The 17,252-nt window shown below is 35.3% G+C and carries 16 protein-coding genes and 1 riboswitch; of the genes, 12 read left to right on the top strand and 4 right to left on the bottom strand.

The features are described from left to right. Positions 1-8 precede the first annotated feature (8 nt). The 6 genes from NSU17_RS08515 (at position 9) to NSU17_RS08540 (ending at position 4,070) form a co-directional block, all read left to right on the top strand. Positions 9-491 carry a Na+/H+ antiporter subunit E gene (locus NSU17_RS08515; RefSeq protein ID WP_340432327.1) on the top strand — a complete coding sequence of 161 codons (483 nt, stop codon included), beginning with the start codon at positions 9-11 and terminating at the stop codon, positions 489-491. Beyond that, entirely contained in the window at positions 491-775 is a 285-nt protein-coding gene (locus NSU17_RS08520; RefSeq protein WP_096549901.1) for a Na(+)/H(+) antiporter subunit F1, read from the top strand. Before NSU17_RS08515 ends, NSU17_RS08520 begins: the two co-directional genes overlap by 1 nt. Beyond that, on the top strand, positions 753-1,136 hold the full coding sequence (locus tag NSU17_RS08525; protein WP_340704778.1) for a Na+/H+ antiporter subunit G: 384 nt from the start codon (positions 753-755) through the stop codon (positions 1,134-1,136). The genes NSU17_RS08520 and NSU17_RS08525 overlap by 23 nt, the downstream gene beginning before the upstream one ends. Before the next feature lie 84 nt (positions 1,137-1,220). Beyond that, positions 1,221-2,036 (top strand): metallophosphoesterase, encoded by an 816-nt coding sequence (locus NSU17_RS08530; RefSeq protein ID WP_340432324.1) that lies wholly within the window; start codon positions 1,221-1,223, stop codon positions 2,034-2,036. Between the two features lie 150 nt (positions 2,037-2,186). Beyond that, complete coding sequence (locus tag NSU17_RS08535) at positions 2,187-2,480, top strand: DUF6509 family protein (RefSeq protein ID WP_340432323.1); 294 nt, start codon at positions 2,187-2,189, stop codon at positions 2,478-2,480. A 405-nt stretch (positions 2,481-2,885) separates the two neighbouring features. Then, positions 2,886-4,070, top strand: a complete 1,185-nt coding sequence (locus tag NSU17_RS08540) for a CaiB/BaiF CoA transferase family protein (protein ID WP_168412480.1) — start codon at positions 2,886-2,888, stop codon at positions 4,068-4,070. A gap of 39 nt (positions 4,071-4,109) precedes the next feature. Here the strand turns inward: NSU17_RS08540 and NSU17_RS08545 are convergent, their stop codons facing one another. Beyond that, positions 4,110-5,561, bottom strand: coding sequence for a hypothetical protein (locus NSU17_RS08545; RefSeq protein WP_340704779.1), 1,452 nt, complete (start codon positions 5,559-5,561; stop codon positions 4,110-4,112). Between the two features lie 254 nt (positions 5,562-5,815). Between NSU17_RS08545 and NSU17_RS08550 the strand changes: the two genes are divergently transcribed. Then, entirely contained in the window at positions 5,816-6,745 is a 930-nt protein-coding gene (locus tag NSU17_RS08550) for an AEC family transporter (RefSeq protein ID WP_340704780.1), read from the top strand. Positions 6,746-6,935: 190 nt separating this feature from the next. On the opposite strand, the gene NSU17_RS08555 is transcribed toward NSU17_RS08550, so the two are convergent. Then, positions 6,936-8,438: a catalase gene (locus tag NSU17_RS08555; protein WP_016837596.1), complete on the bottom strand. Its 1,503-nt coding sequence runs from the start codon at positions 8,436-8,438 to the stop codon at positions 6,936-6,938. 362 nt (positions 8,439-8,800) lie between these two features. Here NSU17_RS08555 and NSU17_RS08560 point away from each other — a divergent pair, with 362 nt between their 5' ends. Further along, complete coding sequence (locus NSU17_RS08560) at positions 8,801-10,645, top strand: SLC13 family permease (RefSeq protein ID WP_340704781.1); 1,845 nt, start codon at positions 8,801-8,803, stop codon at positions 10,643-10,645. Positions 10,646-10,684: 39 nt separating this feature from the next. On the opposite strand, the gene NSU17_RS08565 is transcribed toward NSU17_RS08560, so the two are convergent. Both NSU17_RS08565 and NSU17_RS08570 read right to left on the bottom strand, forming a co-directional pair. Further along, positions 10,685-11,239: a restriction endonuclease gene (locus NSU17_RS08565; protein ID WP_340704782.1), complete on the bottom strand. Its 555-nt coding sequence runs from the start codon at positions 11,237-11,239 to the stop codon at positions 10,685-10,687. 71 nt (positions 11,240-11,310) lie between these two features. Beyond that, positions 11,311-12,510, bottom strand: a complete 1,200-nt coding sequence (locus NSU17_RS08570) for a CynX/NimT family MFS transporter (RefSeq protein WP_340704783.1) — start codon at positions 12,508-12,510, stop codon at positions 11,311-11,313. Between the two features lie 198 nt (positions 12,511-12,708). Here NSU17_RS08570 and NSU17_RS08575 point away from each other — a divergent pair, with 198 nt between their 5' ends. From NSU17_RS08575 to NSU17_RS08590, 4 genes are all read left to right on the top strand, one after another. Beyond that, positions 12,709-14,154 carry an amino acid permease gene (locus NSU17_RS08575; RefSeq protein WP_340432314.1) on the top strand — a complete coding sequence of 482 codons (1,446 nt, stop codon included), beginning with the start codon at positions 12,709-12,711 and terminating at the stop codon, positions 14,152-14,154. A 124-nt stretch (positions 14,155-14,278) separates the two neighbouring features. Further along, the gene (locus NSU17_RS08580) at positions 14,279-14,971 is read left to right on the top strand and encodes a hypothetical protein (RefSeq protein WP_340432313.1); all 693 of its coding nucleotides are present in this window, start codon (positions 14,279-14,281) and stop codon (positions 14,969-14,971) included. 149 nt (positions 14,972-15,120) lie between these two features. Further along, positions 15,121-15,222, top strand: a riboswitch (purine riboswitch). Between the two features lie 121 nt (positions 15,223-15,343). After that, complete coding sequence (locus NSU17_RS08585; RefSeq protein ID WP_096549892.1) at positions 15,344-15,916, top strand: xanthine phosphoribosyltransferase; 573 nt, start codon at positions 15,344-15,346, stop codon at positions 15,914-15,916. Between the two features lie 37 nt (positions 15,917-15,953). Next, a complete protein-coding gene (locus tag NSU17_RS08590; RefSeq protein ID WP_096549891.1) occupies positions 15,954-17,252 on the top strand; it encodes a nucleobase:cation symporter-2 family protein in 1,299 nt (432 codons plus the stop codon).

Below are 17,252 nucleotides of genomic sequence, written 5' to 3' on the forward strand. Positions count from 1 at the left end.
GTGGGAAGGTGTTTTTTGCCCAATTTATTTTAAATTTGTTTATAGCGCTTCTTTGGCTATTGTTCAAAGACGAGTCTACACCGACACTTTCGACTTTTAATACCGGTTTTATCGTTGGGATAGGAATTCTTTACGTAATGCATCGATTTTTTGGCACACAATTTTATTTAGTTCGAGCTATGAAAATTATGAAACTTGTGCTGATATTCTTTAAAGAACTTACCGTTTCAGGTTTTGTTGTAATGAAGCAAATTTTAACTCCCAATTTAAAAATTACACCGGGTATTTTTAAGTACAAGACAATATTGAAAAATGATTGGGAAGTAACCGCTCTTTCGTTGTTGTTAACATTAACTCCTGGTTCTGTAGTGATGGAGATATCAGAATCTGGGGATGAATTGTATATTCATGCGATGGATATTGAACAGAAGGAAGACTTAATTCGCTCATTAGGAAGATTTGAGACCGTGATATTGGAGGTATCTCGTTAATGATCGATACGATATTGCTAATTTCTCTAGTCTTGTTCATGGTTGCTATTGCGCTACATTTAATTCGAATAATTAAAGGTCCAACAATGCCCGACCGAGCAATTGCTCTTGATACAATTGGTGTTAATTTGATTTCATCAATGGCTATACTTTCAATCTTATTAAAAACGACTGCCTTTTTAGAAGCGATTTTAATATTAGGGATTTTAGCGTTTATTGGGACAATTGCTTTTTCTAAATATATAGAGAGAGGTGTCATTATTGAGCGTAAGTCAGATCATTGAGTGGTTCAGTGTCATCATTATTTTCATTGGCTCAATCATTAGTGTGATTAGCGCATTTGGAATGCTTCGTTTTCCTGATGTATATACTCGTGCTCACGCTGTAGCAAAAAGCGCTACACTAGCTGTTCTATCGTGTTTAGTGGGTTCATTCATTTACATTTGGGTTCAAGATGGGTATATAAGTGTTCGATTGTTGTTAGGAATTCTATTTGTATTTATCACTTCCCCCGTATCCACTCATCTTGTGATACGAGCAGCCTATCGCTCTGGGGTGCCACTAGCTGAGGGTTCAGGTGAAGACGAATTAAAGCCAGTATTATTTGGAGAGAAAGAACCTTTACCAACTAAACAATCAGAGTAAGTTCATACTTGATTGTCTAATTGTATAGCAATATTATAATGAATGGACATTTGGAAAACTAAGAATAGAATTGAGCGAATGGTTTTGAAAAAGTTACTAACACTGATATTGTTAATTGTCGGTTTATATTTGTTTTTGTACGTAAATAATCATTGGATTGTCATAACGGAACAAATATATGAATCTGATGAAATTCCTGATTCATTTAACGGTTTTCGAATTACTCAAGTATCTGACTTGCATGATGCTTTATTTGGTGAAAATCAAGAAAAATTAGTTGAAAAAGTACGGGAAACAAATCCAGATGTCATTTTTATTACGGGAGATCTTATTGACAGCAATCGTTACAATTTACAACAGAGTTTATTAGCTGTCCGTGAATTTGTAAAAATCGCGGATGTGTACTATGTAATTGGTAATCATGAAGTAGCAATTAATCAAGTAACCGAAATTTATCATGCCCTTGAGGAAATAGGAGTACATATTTTACCGAACGCTGCGACATGGGTTGAACGGGGAGGAGAAAGAATTGTTATAGCGGGCATTGAAGATCCTCTCAATGGAACTGATACGCAAACTATGTTAAATACTGCATTATCAACTGTTCCGAAAGATATGTTTACAATGCTACTTGCCCATCGTCCGGAAAAGTTTGATATTTATGTAAAAAATGAATTAGACTTGATATTTACAGGACATGCCCATGGCGGTCAAATTAGAATTCCTTTTGTTGGAGGCTTAGTAGCACCTGGACAAGGATTTTTCCCTGTATACACGGCAGGATTTTATGAAGAGAATGGGACAACGATGAATGTGAATAGAGGATTAGGCAATAGTGGAGTACCTTATCGAATTTTTAATTTGCCTGAGATTGTCGTTGTAGAGTTAAAGGCCAAATAAGCTGTTTTGCTCAAAATATAACCGTCTCAAATTGAGGCGGTTTTTTGTTGTAAATTGTTTTATGAATATGAGAAGATATTTGACCATTATTCATTTTTGATTATGATTGTAATTAGAATTTTTAGGACTAATTTAAAGGAGAAAATGTATATGAATATCATTGATTTTACAATGGAAGAATTAATTGATCCGACTGGTATAATTGAGGGAAGACGCTACGAATTTTTGTTGGACATAGAAGTTGATGAAGAAGATGAATTATATTCTGATGCAGGAACACAAATCCGCCTTCTTGTAGGCGATAATGGGGAAGGGCCATTTATTATCAATTATTTTATTATGGATAAGCAAGATGAAAAATATATTGAATTAGCATTAGAGGAAGACGAAGAGCAGTACCTATTCGATTTCTGTAAAGAGCGATTAGCACAACAAGGTGAATAGTATATCATAAGAGAAAAAGATCCTATCATTCATAGAGATGACGGGGTCTTTTATGCATAAATAGGAGTTCGCTTAATATAGATGGTTATGTTGACGAACAAACTAGTATACTAGGAAAATATTTCATAAAAATACATTTTTTATAGAATCAAATCCCTATCATTCAAGAGGGATCTAATAATTACTATTAATGGATTTTACTATTTCCATTCCGTTATCATAGATTTAATAATATCTATGAATGAATTATCATATATTGAATAAGAGGTTCACAAAATTTTCAGATTATTTTAAAATATTACTATAATTATTGAGATATAACTGTTATAAAGCTCGTAATGATAGCAGTTTGTTTCTTCAAAAATTATATGAATAGTTGGCTTGTTCATAGAGGGGATGGGAAAAGTGACTATATTAAAAGATTTAAAAATTCTCGATTTTTCATCAATGCTTCCTGGGGTTTTTACGACGATGATGTTTGCGGATTTTGGAGCAGACGTCATTCACGTTGAGTCCACACGTAGAGTGGATTTAATGCGCATTATGCCGCCATATGATGATAATAAAGAGTCGTACATTCATCAGCATTTAAATCGCTCCAAAAAATCACTCAAACTAAATTTAAAAACACAAGAAGCAGTGGAAATCGTAAAAAAACTAATCCAAGAATATGACATTGTCATTGAAGGATTTCGGCCTGGTGTAATGGAACGTTTAGGCTTAGATTATGAATCATTAAAACAAGTAAATCCAAAGCTGATTTATTGTTCTGTCACGGGTTATGGCCAAACAGGACCATATCGCAATCGCCCAGGTCATGATAATAATTATTTATCGATTGCAGGTATACTTGATTATTCACGACACAAAGGGAAAAAACCTGTTTCGATGGGGATACAAATTGCAGATATAGCTGGGGGAACATTACATGCAGCGATAGGTGTGCTTGCATGTGCACTACATCGTGAAAAAACGGGAGAAGGAAAATACATTGATATATCCATGACAGATGCCGTCTTCACAATGAATGCATTATATGGAACAGCCTTTTTAGGAAGCGGTGAGTTGCCAAAGGCTGAAGAAGAAATATTAAACGGTGGAACGTTTTATGATTATTATGAAACAAAGGATGGCCGTTATTTTTCAGTAGGTAGTTTGGAGCCGCACTTCCGCAAGTTATTGTGTGAAGCATTAGATATTCCTGAATTAATTCAAAGCACGTTTAATGACTCTACTTATACACAAAAGAGATTTAAAGAGGCAGTAAAAGATGCTTTCTTAACGAAAACTTTTGATGAGTGGTTGGAAGTGTTCAATGAAGATTTTCACGGTTGTGTTGAACCGGTTCTAACCTTTGAAGAGGCTTGCAATCACCCGCAAATTCAAGCTCGAAATATGATTGTCGATGTTCCAAAAGAAGACGGTACAACACAAAAGCAGATTGGAACTGCAATAAAATTTGACGGTGTCGAACCAACCTATAAATTTGTTGGTGCAAAAGTCGGTGAACATACAGTAGAAATTTTAAAATCGCTTGGTTATTCGGATGAGGAGATTGAAACATTCCATCAAAAGGGCGTGCTGCAATAAAAATCGTCCCAAAGGTAATGGCTATTACTTTTGGGACGTTTATTTTTGTACAAAACCGGAAACGAAATTACGCAAATCCTCAAAATCTTCTTGTAGTATTAAGTATTTTATATAGATGTTGATTAATTGTTCAAACAGTTCAAATTGTTCTGTGGCGAAAAGAGCTTTCAACAAATTGCAAACATGTTGGGATGTCATTTTAGCAATAGGATAGAAAGGACTTTCAATCTCTTTATATTGTTTTAGCCATTTTTCGATAGATTGTAATACGTGCTGAGGCGAATGATCAACGATGTAAGCAATATCCCGTTGCACAGTTGCTTCAATTTTAAGCAATAAATCTTTATCGAAGGCTTTTGCATTTAAAAAATCATAGATGCTTGTACATGAAGCGATTTCATACTCTTTCATCAATTGCAGCACATCGAAATATTGTTCGTTTTTTACAAGAGCATCAATGACAATAAAAAATACTTGTTCTAGGTAATTTTTATCGTATCGTTTTACTAACGATTGTGGCTCAGGTTTTAAGTTAGGTAATATTTCTCCATATTCTATTAATAATTCGATGGAATGATTAATTAAACGATCATTCATGATTAAATACTTTCCATGAGCAATGGTTTTTTCCGTATCAAAATGCTTTGCTCCATCAATTGCTAAAATATACGATAGTAAAGTTTGTTCTTTCTCGGTCAGTGCCCATTCTCCAGATTTCCACGTTCTAATTACATCCGATATCAATTTATTGATTTTTTTATAGTGCCGTTTTCCTCCCATAAAATGAAGGGAGATATTTAATAAATGAAACTCTTTTAACAAATAGGAACGTGGATTTTTATAATCAATCTTTTGAATGAATTTATTCATTGTTGTGACCACTTGATTTTTCGTTTGAAAAGATTGAATTAATTGCTTAAATTGATTCATTAAATCAAGGGGATTTTGAATCGTATGTAATGGTGTTTGTAAGAAAATTGAATAAATTTTTTTGGCATACAAATAACGCCAAAAGTCAGGTTTCTGATTATATAGTATATGTATGAAATATTTTCTCCCTATTTTATATAAATGAATTTCATTCAATTTAGTAATTGATTTTGAATAATTCGACTTTTTCCCAAAAACTAATTCAATAAAATGTGAAAAGTTAAAAACATTTTTCATGAGTGCATGCTCGAATATTAATTTTTTGCTAGTTGGAGATGAGAAAAATGCGTCGAGTTTCTTTCCAACGTTTTGCAGTTCTATATTCGATAAACGAAACATTTCTTGTGTAAATAAGTCCATTTTTCCCCAGCTGTTTTTAACGGTACTATAAATAACGTTTGTTGCTTCTGTTTTATTGAAAAGAATCTGTTTAAGAGGGATCACGTTGCCAAATATTTTTTCGTCAATTTCATAACTACTAAGCTGTTCAATCGCTTCTTCAAAAGGTATACCTATCTGACCTTTCGTCTTTTGAAAGAGCAGTTCGTCAAATTTGAGCATGCTGCCTCTCCTCCTAAATCACTTAAGATGAATATACCAAAGATTAGAAATAATAAAAATGCAAAAAAGATTTACCTTTTAGCTAGTTTTGTTTGCTATTCATGTTGAAATAGCCATCATATTGCATGTATCACTGAAAACCAATTGGTGAAGAATCAATCTCTTAGTAAGACTAGCAACTCGAAGAATACGATATATTTAGTATAATGTAATATTGAATGAAGCCACCCATCTAAACTAAGCGAGGTCGCAAAATGTACTACTTATCAATGATTTTTTTCCAAATTGTTGCACCGATTCTTGTATTGCTTGTAGTAGGTGCATTGTTACAGAAGAAATTTCAATTTAACTTAAAAGCATTGTCTCAGCTCGTTACATACTGTTTTATGCCAGCTGCAGTCCTTGTCAATATATACGAAACGACAATTGACATGTCGGTACTTGCACAAGTAGCAATATTTATTGTTTTGTTTATTGGAAGTCAAATGCTGATTAGCCATTACATAGCCAAACTATTAGGTCTTAATCGTTTAGAATCGGCTGTCTTCAAAAATAGTGTTGTGCTCATCAACTCTGGGAACTATGGTATACCTGTTGCACAAATGGTTTTTGCTACTCAACCGATTGGGGTTGCCATTCAAGTAATTCTCGTTATTTTCCAAAATATGACCACGTATACTTACGGCTTGTACAATTTAATTTCTGCGACAAAATCAGGGTTGGAAATTTTAAAGGGCTTTTTGAAAATGCCGATTGTTCATGCATTAATCATTGGGATTATTTTAAATATCGCAGATTTTGAAATTCCCCAAACTTTTCGCATTCCATTGGATCATGTTGCGGAAGGATTTATTGCAGTTGCTTTAATTACGTTAGGGGCTCAATTATCCCAGATTGAAATACGCACAATTATTAACAAAACGATTATTACAAGCTGCTTTACGCGACTAATACTAGGCCCAGCAATTGCACTACTAATCATTTATCTACTTGGAATCGATGGGGTCGTTGCAAAATCTCTATTTATTGCAAGCGCATTTCCTACATCCCGCAACAGCTCAAGTCTAGCTTTAGAATATGATGTGGAATCCAATACTGCCGCACAAACGGTTTTATTCTCTACGATTGTAAGTTGCTTTACGGTAACAATCGTGATATATCTATCCAACATTTTTTTTGGATAAAAAGAAAGCTTAATAAAAGGTCTTAACTACCCCAAAGTGTTAAATCAATTTCAGGATTTCAGGATAGTGATGACAAAAATAAATCCTACCTTGCCGATGATGGTAAGGTAGGATTTTTTATCAATGATTAGTGGATTGATAGATTCATTTGTAAGCGATTTGAAATAGGTTATTTGAACAGTATAATTAATTATTTTTTGACAGAATCTTTATATGGATTTGTTAAATCCATTCCATCTAATGATAAACCAAGTGCTTTTGCAACGCCTTCACCATAAGCAGGGTCTGCTAAGTAGCAGTGTAAAATATGGCGGCGTTTAATATGTTCTTCTACTCCTTCCATAGCGCGAGCCGTATTTTCAAAGAGTCGTTGTTGTTCTTCTGCAGTCATGATGCGGAACAGTTTTCCAGGTTGTTCGAAATAGTTATTGTCATCTTCGCGGAAATCATAAATATCCGCATCTCCCTCAAGAGCTAAAGGTGGCTCTTTCAATTCAGGATGATGTTGCCATTCGCCGTAGCTGTTTGGTTCGTAGCTCAGCGTGCTTCCTAAGTTGCCATCAAAGCGCATTGCACCATCGCGGTGGAATGTGCGGAATGGACATTTTGGAGCGTTAATAGGAAGTAAATAATGGTTTACTCCTAAACGGTAACGTTGTGCATCCGCGTATGCAAAAATACGAGCTTGTAACATGCGGTCTGGTGAATAACCGATACCAGGTACGATGTTTGATGGTGAGAATGCAGCTTGTTCTACATCTGCAAAGTAGTTATCTGGATTTCGATTTAATTCGATTTCACCAACTGGAATGAGAGGGAAATCTTTTTTGTACCATACTTTTGTTAAGTCGAATGGATTGTAAGGCATTTCTTTTGCTTGTTCTTCAGTCATTACTTGGATGTACATTTTCCATTTTGGATAGTCACCATTTTCAATTGCATTGTAAAGGTCGCGTTGATGAGATTCACGGTCTTTACCGATTAATTCAGCTGCTTCTTGATCTGTTAAGTTTTTAATCCCTTGTTGTGTTATGAAATGGAATTTAACCCAAACTCGTTCGTTATCTTCATTAATAAAGCTGTAAGTATGAGAACCGAATCCATGCATGTTGCGGTAGCTTGCAGGGATTCCGCGGTCGGACATTGTAATTGTCACTTGGTGTAATGATTCAGGAAGCAGTGTCCAGAAATCCCAATTGCTATTAGCATTGTGCATATTTGTACGAGGATCGCGTTTTACTACGTGGTTTAAATCGATGAAGTGCAATGGATCGCGGAAAAAGAATACAGGTGTGTTATTACCAACTAAGTCCCAGTTTCCTTCTTCAGTATAGAATTTGATTGCGAAACCGCGGATATCGCGCTCTGCATCAGCTGCACCACGTTCACCAGCAACTGTAGAGAAGCGAATGAATAATGGGGTTTTTTTCCCAACTTGTGAGAACATTTTTGCTTTCGTGTATTTTGTAATGTCATGCGTTACTGTAAATGTACCATGTGCCCCTGAACCTTTTGCGTGCATACGGCGTTCTGGAATTACTTCACGGTTGAAGTTCGCAAGTTTTTCAATTAACCAAACATCTTGTAATAAGACAGGTCCACGTTTGCCTGCTGTCATAGAATCGTGGTTGTTCACAACGGGTGCACCATTTGCTTTTGTAAAGAGTTGGCGTTTATCGTTAATATTAGTCATATCATTGTACCTCCTAAATTGTTCTTCGCTTATGTATTAACTATAACAAATCTAAATAAAAATTTCTACTAAATTAGAATAATTATTTTTAGAAATAATTTATAAAGAGGTAAATATTCTAATCTGAATTGAATTCCTTCAATTACTTGAATGTAATAAAACATAGTAAAAAAGTGAAAGAGAAAAAATGAAGCTAAAAATGGTTGTATTGATTCTATACATGACAAAATAATTGATAATGAATAAATCTAAATGAAAAATTATTGTATTCCAGTGAAAAAAGATATTTATTGCAGTACAATGAACTATTGTGTGGTTGATTCAATATAAAAATGTACGGTATGTGATTAAGGAGTATTCTTATGCAATTGATAATTACCTTTACCCTTTTAGTAGTAACAATATTCCTGTTTAGTTTAAATCGTTTTCGGGGAGATTTAATTGCTATCATGGCGCTACTTGCGTTTGTCACTTTGGGAATCCTTACACCACAAGAGGCGTTGGAAGGGTTTTCTAATTCAGTTGTCATCATGATTGCGGGGTTATTTATAATCGGAACAGGATTAATGCGAACTGGATTAAGTGGTATGGCAGGAAGATTGTTATTGAAGTGGTCTGGAAATAGTGAATTAAAATTGTTTGTATTACTTCTTCTCATTGTTGCGGTTGTCGGTGCTTTTATGAGTAATACAGGTACGGTGGCATTAATGATGCCGATTGTAGTAAGTATTGCAATAAGTATTCAAGTAAGTCCATCTAAGTATTTATTGCCACTATCTTATATGGCCAGCATGTCCGGCCTAATGACGCTCATTGCATCACCTCCAAACTTGATTGTTAGCCAGACTCTTGTGGATTATGGATTTGACAAGTTGGGTTTTTTCGCCATTACACCAATTGGGATGATTGCAGCGGTAGTGGTGATTCTTTATTTAGTATTCGTGCGAAATAAGCTGCTACCAAATAAAAACAAAGGAATTAGTTCAAATAACGCTTATCAGTTGTCTCCAGAGAAGATTGTAGAAGAGTATCATCTAAACGATAAATTATTTAAAGTTTACGCTCCAATGAATTCAAAAATTGTAGGGAAGAGCCTTGCTGAATTGAAATTGCCTTCGACATTCAATGTATATGTGATGAAAATACTGAAACATACAGAAGGATCAAAAGTATTTTCTTATCCTCATCAAATGGTAGCAGGGCCTAGATCTATTATCCATGCTCGAGATGTATTATATGTTCAAGGGGAGCAAGAAGATGTATATCACTTTGTAAAAGATTGTGGTTTGGTAGTTCGTGAATTTGATCGAGAGGAATCGAATGAATTAGTTTCAAAAGATATTGGTGTAGCGGAAGTATTATTAACTCCTCATTCAAGACTGATTGGAAAAAAAGTTGGTGAAATTGGATTTAGGGAAAAATACGATGTAAATATAATTGGAATTAATCGAAAAGGAGAATATTTCACAGAGAACATTGCTTCTCAAAGGCTTCGTTTTGGTGATGCAATTTTAGTTCAAGGAACGTGGGATGCGATTGAATTTTTATCCAAGGAAACGCAAGATGTAGTAGTAGTTGGACAACCGAAAGAAATGGCTGGACACATTGCTGCGACAGGAAAAGCCAAAATTGCGGCAGCCATCCTCCTATTTATGGTTGCATTAATGGTATTTGAAGTGTTCGATGCGGTAATTTGTGTATTAATTGGTGCGGTGTTAATGATTATTACTGGTTGTTTACGGAATGTAGATGATGCTTATGATCAAATGAATTTTGAGAGTATCGTATTAGTAGCGGCAATGTTACCGATGGCGACAGCGTTAGAAAAAACCGGTGGAATGACGCTGTTAGCAGATGGCATTATACATGTATTAGGTGGTTTTGGCTCTTATGGTGTATTAGTAGGGGTTTATCTACTGACCATTGTATTCGGACAATTTATTAGTAATACTGCTACTGCTGTTTTGTTTGCTCCAATTGCAATGAACGCCGCTTTGACGATGGATGCGAATCCATATACATTTATGATTGCAGTTGCCGCTGCAAGTGGGATGGCTTTTGCGACACCAATCGCCTCACCAACGAATTCATTAGTATTAACTGCGGGAGGATATACATTTACGGATTTTTTAAAAATCGGAATACCGTTACAATTGATTATGCTTATTGTGATGATGTTTGTTATTCCTTTTATATTTCCGTTATAAGAAAAGGAGTTCCATCATCAAGAAGATGATGCACTCCCTTTATTTTGAATCTAAAATGATTTCAATCAATTCATCGCGATCGATTAAATATACATCGTTTGATTCTGCTAATTTTTGTGCTTGTTTTGTAAAATAGCTGTTTGTAATAACCCAAGCTTCTGTTGCATCGTACATTTTTAAAGCACCGATTACTTCTTGGACTGCTTTTACACCTACACTTCCGGCATATCTTTTTGCCTGAACGGCAATCGTATTTTCTCGGTCCTGTAAAATGAGGTCAGCGCCATAATCACCAGAGGTCTTTGTATACGTTACCTTAAAGCCACGTTTTTTAAAAAGCATCCCTAAAAACTCTTCAAATTCTTCGCCTGTCATTTCATCTATTTGCTTAATACCGGCTTTTCGAAGGCGAAAAAAGCCTCTTGTTTTCCACCATAATTTTATAAGGAAAGCAGTGAATAAAAAAATTCCTAATGAAATCAGTGTACCTTTCCAAGTTCTTGTAAAGTACCATCCGATGCAACCTACGATTATAAGCAGAAGCTTAAACAATGCACGAGTAAATCGATTTTTCTTTTTAATTCTCTTTGCCAACAGTCTTAACCCCTTACTGCAATTCTCAACCTATATAGTATCATAAAAAAGGGTACGTATGTTTGTGTTTGTTAAATATATCGTTTTTTTGAACTGATGAAGGAAAATACAAATAAAATAATAGAAGTTGCAATAAACAGAATATTCGGCACTGTCCAGCTACCTGTTATTTCTTGAATGAATCCGAACAAAACGGGGCCAACTGCAGCAATTAAATAACCAAAAGACTGAGCAAATCCAGAAATTTCAGATGCTTCATAAGCGTTTCTGGTACGCAACGTAAAAAGCATTAAAACAAGTCCAAAGGAAGCACCAGCCGCAAGTCCTAAAAGCATCATCCAGATGAGTATGCCATCTGTCCATTGGAATAATAGACCACTAAAACCGATGAGATAGCATAGAGTAAAGAAATAGACAATTGGCTGCTGAGATGATAATTTTTCAGCTAGTATTGGAACAAAAAATGTCATGGGCATTTGTGAGAGCTGAAAAACAGATGCCATTAAACCAGCTTTTTCTAAACTGAAACCTTGTGATACTAAGATTTCTGGTATCCAAGCAGTGGAGCAGTAAAACAATAAAGACTGCATTCCCATCGCAATTGCAATTGCCCATGCGAGAGGGGATTTCCAAATTCTGTACCCCAATTTGGCCTCTTTTTCTGTTTTGCCTTGTTCTACGTGCTCACTGCGCAGAATAGGAATCCAAGCAATCATTGTAAGCAAACCGAAAATAACAGTACATCCAAGAGCACCTTGCCACCCAGCATGTTCCGCAATAGGTTGGCTAAAAGCGAGAGATGCTGCGGCGGAGATGTTCATTGATACAGTATATATTCCCATTAACAATCCGACATGATATGGATATTTTGCTTTAAAAAAACTCGGGAACAATACATTTCCAAAAGAAATAGCAACACCTATTAATATCGTACCGATAATAAGTAAGGGGATATTTCCGGCTGATCTCAAAATAATTCCGATTGTTAAAAGAATCAATGAGTAGAACAAGGTATATTCCATGCTTAATTTACGTGAAATCTTTGGTGCGAAGGGAGAAACAATAGCAAAAGCAAGAAGCGGAATCGTCGTTAAAAATCCTGCTAAAGTATTGGAAATGCGTAAATCCTCTCGAATATAGGAGATGATAGACCCAACTCCCGTTATCGGAGTTCTTACGGTCGTAGCAAAAAAGATGATGGCTATGAAAAAAATAAAGGTTGCAAAAGTAAAAGGGAGTTTATTAACAGAACTTTCTTGTTCTATCTTCATAAAAAAGACCTCCAATAATTCAAAATAACCAAAATAGTGTTATATTAATAAAGTGCCTTCTTGAACGGATACAAGAATAATAATACCTTTCAATTGTAAATTTTGGTAGGAGAATGCTTTTTCAATAATAACTAAAAAATTTTTTTCAAAAGGAAATAATGTAAGAATAGAGGAAATGGAGTTAAAAGGAGATATATCATGGGAAAAGAGATTGAAAATGATAGACAACTGAGACGAGGATTGAAAAGTAGGCATATTACAATGATTAGTTTAGGAGGAACCATTGGAACAGGGTTGTTTCTAGCCAGTGGAGCATCCGTTGCCCAAGCAGGGCCAGGGGGAGCTTTAGTAGCGTATGCCTTAATCGGGTTCATGGTTTATTTTTTAATGACAAGTTTAGGGGAAATGGCTGCCTACATGCCTTCTTCAGGTTCATTTAGTACATATGCAACAAAATTTGTGGATCCTGCCTTTGGATTTGCAATGGGGTGGAACTACTGGTACAACTGGGCAATTACAATTGCTGCAGAAATTTCAGCTGTAAATTTAATTATGAAATTCTGGTTCCCTAATAGTTCATCAGCTTTGTGGACAATCCTTTTCATTGTAGTCGTATTAACTTTTAACATATTATCAGTCAATATGTATGGCGAAAGTGAATATTGGTTTGCCATGATTAAAGTAGCCACAGTGATCATCTTTATTATTACTTCCTTCTTAATGATTTTTGGCATTATTGGTGGAGAGCCAGTCGGTTTAACAAATTTCTTTATAGATGAGGCTCCGTTTAATGGTGGTTTTCTAGCGATATTCGGAATCTTTTTAGCTGCGGGATTTTCTTTCCAAGGAACAGAATTGTTAGGAATTACAGCTGGAGAGACTGAAGATCCTGGGAAAAATATACCGAAAGCTGTACGTTCGGTATTTTGGCGTATATTACTATTCTATATATTAGCCATTCTTGCAATTGGATTATTAATTCCTTATACAGACCCACGACTATTATCAGAAGATGTAGCGGTATCACCATTTACTTTAGTATTCGATAAATTAGGGATTGCCTTTGCTGCTTCTGTGATGAATGCCATCATTTTAACTGCTATGCTTTCAGCTGGGAATTCAGGTTTATATGCTTCTTCACGTATGTTATGGCAATTGGCTGTAGACGGAAAAGCTCCGAAGATTTTTGCCAAACTAAATCGTCGAGGTGTACCAATTTATGCCTTACTTGCAACTCTTGCAGTAGGTTGTTTAGCTTTTCTATCTTCCTTCTTTGGGGATGGAATAGTTTATATGTGGCTATTAAATGCATCTGGGTTATCAGGTTTTATTGCTTGGGTTGGTATTGCCGTTAGCCATTATCGATTCCGAAAAGCATATATTAAACAAGGAAGAGACTTAAATGATTTACCTTACAAATCACCTTTATATCCATTTGGGTCACTGTTTGCATTAACTTTATGTTTAATCGTCATCATTGGGCAAAATTATACGGCTTTTATCGGAACAATCGATTGGTATGGAATTGCGGTTTCGTACATCGGAATTCCTTTGTTTATCATCTTTTGGTTAGGGTATAAGATGAAACACAAAACAAAATTGATTCCGCTTGAGGAATGTAATTTAGATGTAGAGAAAAAATAAGCCAACAACAAAAGGATATATAAGAGGCTAAATCTGTTGTTATAATGGGAAAAATGGAAAGTTTTAAGGGTTTTTCTGTCTAATCAAGTGAAAAAGATCAAAAGACTGGTAAAGGATGAGTAAAATGACGGTCTCCGTGGGTTTTTTCAGAAAAATATACGAATGGGTTGTGGATGGGCGTTCTGACGATATTCAATATCGGCCATTTCAAGTGGATGGGAACCCTTATAAATCGAGAGTATTTTTAGTCGGTTTATATCCGGAATCACTAGCTTATTTTGATTTAAATGATATAAAAATGTATGCTGATTCACTCGTTGATGGAGAATTGTTTGAACAATTAAACGGACTTGAAATCATTGCAGCTTCTCGGGAATATAAAGGTAGCTTGAATTTTGCACAATGGATGAAAAAAGAATTTAATGAAAACGTTGTTTTGACGAATGTAAATTGTCTTCTTGCAAAGGATTATAAACAGTTTAAGCAAATGAAAAAAGAAAATCATTTACTATATCTCTCGGGAAAACAGTTGTTTGAAAAAGTGCTGAATGAATTTTCACCAGAAATTATCATCATTCAAGGTTCTAAAGCGTTTGATGAATTTCGAGAAATTTATCAAGAACGTTTGATTCATAAAGTAGAAACGTTTGAGACAGGTACTGTACAAGAACTTGAAAAATTAGGAGTAATTGCAGAATATCCCCTCGAAAACGGTGAGGATGTCAAAGTTATTGCATGCCGTAATATGTCTTACTTTGGCAAAGAAGGAGCAGCGTTTGGAACTGTAAAAGAAGTAATTAGCCGCCTGTTGAAATAGTTTTTTGTGATAGTTTAGAAAAAACAGAAAATACGAACAATTTATCTGCTTGTTAGTTGAAATTTCACCGATTTCCGAATAATACATGTGTTTATTTTAAGAAATATCTTGCATTCGACATATGACGTGTTTATAATAATAAACATTCAAAAATAAATAAATACCACACTCATATAATCGCGGGAATATGGCTCGCAAGTTTCTACCGACTTACCGTAAATAAGTCGACTATGAGGGGATTGTCTAGATTTGTCGGATGTTAGTACATATGCACAAGTCTATGTGCTTTCGATATACTCGAAAGGCTTATTCCTCATAGGAAAGGTCTTTCGAGTTTTTTTATTAAAGAAATGATGAAAGGGCGAATTTTTAATGGATTTGTTAAAAGAAAAAATAGCTCAAGAAGGGAAAGTGCTTTCGGACACTGTGCTAAAAGTGGATTCTTTTTTAAATCATCAAATTGATCCGCTTTTAATGAGAGAAATTGGCGAAGAATTTGCGAATCGATTTAAGGATGTAGTGATTACAAAAATTTTAACAATTGAATCTTCCGGTATCGCACCTGCGACGATGTTAGGTTTGACTATTGGTGCAGAGGTAGTATTTGCACGCAAGAAAAAATCTTTAACTTTATCTGAAAATTTATATACTTCGCAAGTTTACTCATTTACAAAACAAGAAACAAACGAAATATCCGTTTCAAAAGACTTTTTATCCCCAGACGATAATGTGTTAATCATCGATGATTTTTTAGCAAATGGTGAGGCGGTAAAAGGATTATTGGATATAGCTAAACAAGCAGGGTGTAAAATCGTTGGAGTTGGCATTGTGATTGAAAAAGGATTCCAAAATGGTGGGAAAGCGTTGCGAGAACAAGGTATTCGTGTAGAGTCTTTAGCCATTATCAAATCTTTAAAAAATAACACAATCGAGTTTGCTGAATAATTGATTGTTTAATTATTTCGAGGAGGAACATGATTTCATGACGAATGGAAAAGCAATTACCCTAGGTATACAGCATTTATTAGCGATGTATGCTGGAGCTATTTTAGTACCGTTAATCATTGGGAGTTCATTAGGGTTTGATGAGCAGCAGCTAACGTATTTAGTGGCAATTGATATTATGATGTGTGGCGTCGCTACCTTGTTACAGGTAATGAGGGGGAAAGCTTTCGGAATTGGTTTGCCTGTCGTATTAGGATGTACATTTACTGCGGTATTTCCGATTATTTCAATTGGCCAGAGTAAAGGTATCGGTGCGATTTATGGAGCTATTATTGCTTCTGGATTTCTTATTATTCTCATATCAGGAGTATTCGGAAAGTTAGTAAAATTTTTCCCTCCTGTTGTGACAGGTTCTGTTGTTACAATTATCGCAATTTCATTAGTTCCAGTTGCCATGAATAACATGGGCGGAGGACAGGGAGCACCAGATTTTGCTTCGGCTTCCAACCTTACATTAGCGTTAGTTACTCTCATAATGATCTTATTGATTTATAGATTTACAACAGGCTTTATTCGTTCCATCTCCATATTATTAGGCTTAGTGTTCGGAACAATTATAGGTATTTTTATGGGGAAAGTTGATTTTTCGCCTGTATTAGAAGCAGGATGGTTCCATATGGTACAACCATTTTATTTTGGAACGCCAACCTTCGACTTGGCTTCAATCCTTACAATGACGCTTGTTGCGATGGTTTCGTTAGTAGAATCGAGTGGTGTTTATTTTGCATTAGGCGATATTGAGAAAAAGTCAATTTCAGCAAGTGATTTGGCACGCGGCTATCGATCAGAAGGATTGGCTTCAATCATTGGTGGAATCTTTAATGCATTTCCATATACAACGTTTTCACAAAATGTTGGATTAATTAAAATGACAGGGGTAAAAGATCGAAAAGTCATCATTATTACTGGGGTAATGCTCGTTGCTTTAGGCTTTTTACCAAAAATCGCAGCACTAACAACAATTATTCCAACAGCTGTACTAGGTGGTGCTATGCTTGCAATGTTTGGAATGGTATTGACGCAAGGTATTACAATGCTTGCACCTGAAATTTTGAAATCACCAGAAAACACGATGATTGTCGCAATTTCTGTAGCTTTAGGTGCAGGTGTTGCATTTGTACCAAATATTTTTGAAGTATTGCCAGGTAGTCTATCCATTTTAACGTCTAATGGAATTGTTTGCGGTTCGTTATCAGCGATTGTGTTAAACATCATATTTAATATGATTGGTCCAAAAAAAGTAGATTCCATGTATGCAACAACAGCAGAAGAGTAA

It is taken from the genome of Ureibacillus sp. FSL K6-2830 (assembly GCF_038004145.1).
Lineage (GTDB): Bacteria > Bacillota > Bacilli > Bacillales_A > Planococcaceae > Ureibacillus > Ureibacillus thermosphaericus.

Coding starts and splice junctions, on each gene's coding strand:
- NSU17_RS08585 (WP_096549892.1), top strand. CDS start 15,344: ATGGATTTGTTAAAAGAAAAAATAGCTCAAGAAGGGAAAGTGCTTTCG.
- NSU17_RS08555 (WP_016837596.1), bottom strand. CDS start 8,438: ATGACTAATATTAACGATAAACGCCAACTCTTTACAAAAGCAAATGGT.
- NSU17_RS08580 (WP_340432313.1), top strand. CDS start 14,279: ATGACGGTCTCCGTGGGTTTTTTCAGAAAAATATACGAATGGGTTGTG.
- NSU17_RS08570 (WP_340704783.1), bottom strand. CDS start 12,510: ATGAAGATAGAACAAGAAAGTTCTGTTAATAAACTCCCTTTTACTTTT.
- NSU17_RS08590 (WP_096549891.1), top strand. CDS start 15,954: ATGACGAATGGAAAAGCAATTACCCTAGGTATACAGCATTTATTAGCG.
- NSU17_RS08535 (WP_340432323.1), top strand. CDS start 2,187: ATGAATATCATTGATTTTACAATGGAAGAATTAATTGATCCGACTGGT.
- NSU17_RS08550 (WP_340704780.1), top strand. CDS start 5,816: ATGTACTACTTATCAATGATTTTTTTCCAAATTGTTGCACCGATTCTT.
- NSU17_RS08560 (WP_340704781.1), top strand. CDS start 8,801: ATGCAATTGATAATTACCTTTACCCTTTTAGTAGTAACAATATTCCTG.
- NSU17_RS08545 (WP_340704779.1), bottom strand. CDS start 5,561: ATGCTCAAATTTGACGAACTGCTCTTTCAAAAGACGAAAGGTCAGATA.
- NSU17_RS08575 (WP_340432314.1), top strand. CDS start 12,709: ATGGGAAAAGAGATTGAAAATGATAGACAACTGAGACGAGGATTGAAA.
- NSU17_RS08520 (WP_096549901.1), top strand. CDS start 491: ATGATCGATACGATATTGCTAATTTCTCTAGTCTTGTTCATGGTTGCT.